1 protein-coding gene is annotated in these 523 nt (G+C 34.2%); it reads right to left on the bottom strand.

Going from position 1 to position 523, the window contains the following annotated elements; translation table 11 throughout:
- Window positions 1-169 precede the first annotated feature (169 nt).
- Window positions 170-439 carry a hypothetical protein gene (locus tag ABDH49_09375; protein MEN3047148.1) on the bottom strand — a complete coding sequence of 90 codons (270 nt, stop codon included), beginning with the start codon at window positions 437-439 and terminating at the stop codon, window positions 170-172.
- Window positions 440-523: the final 84 nt, after the last annotated feature.

Below are 523 nucleotides of genomic sequence, written 5' to 3'. Positions count from 1 at the left end.
CCATCCACAGGATCCCATTCAAATCTTACTCCTTCACCCTGATCTAAAATACTCACAATTCTTGCATTCGGTGTTGGCAACTCCTCTTCACCTTCACAAGCTATAAAGAATAAAGTCACTAAGAATAAACCTAAAATAAGTAAAATCTTCTTCATTTATGAACCTCCTTTTACTTTTTTCTTATAGGTGGAAGTTGAGGCTTCTGAGCCCCACCACTACCTTTTTTAGCTTCAGCTTCTGCTTTAGACTTTTCTAATTCCTCTATTTTGGTTTTTAGCTCCTCAATTTTAGACTCAAGATCAGAAACCTTACCCTCAAGTTCCTCTACTTTAGTTTTAAACTCGTTCATCTTTTCCGGTAACTCCTTTATTTCAGGTGGAAGCTGACACGAAATAAGGAATATCGCAAAAACTGGTAGTAGAAGTAAATACTTCTTCATATAACTACTCCTTTATAATTTATCTGTAGGGAATTGAACCCAGGTAACAATTTTAATTATAAAATTTTAATGTTAAGTTTTCAA

It is taken from the genome of Candidatus Hydrothermales bacterium (assembly GCA_039630235.1).
Lineage (GTDB): Bacteria > Hydrothermota > Hydrothermia > Hydrothermales > JAJRUZ01 > JBCNVI01.
Note: the sequence above shows the minus strand (reverse complement) of the source record. Positions and strands in the feature narration are given on the sequence as shown.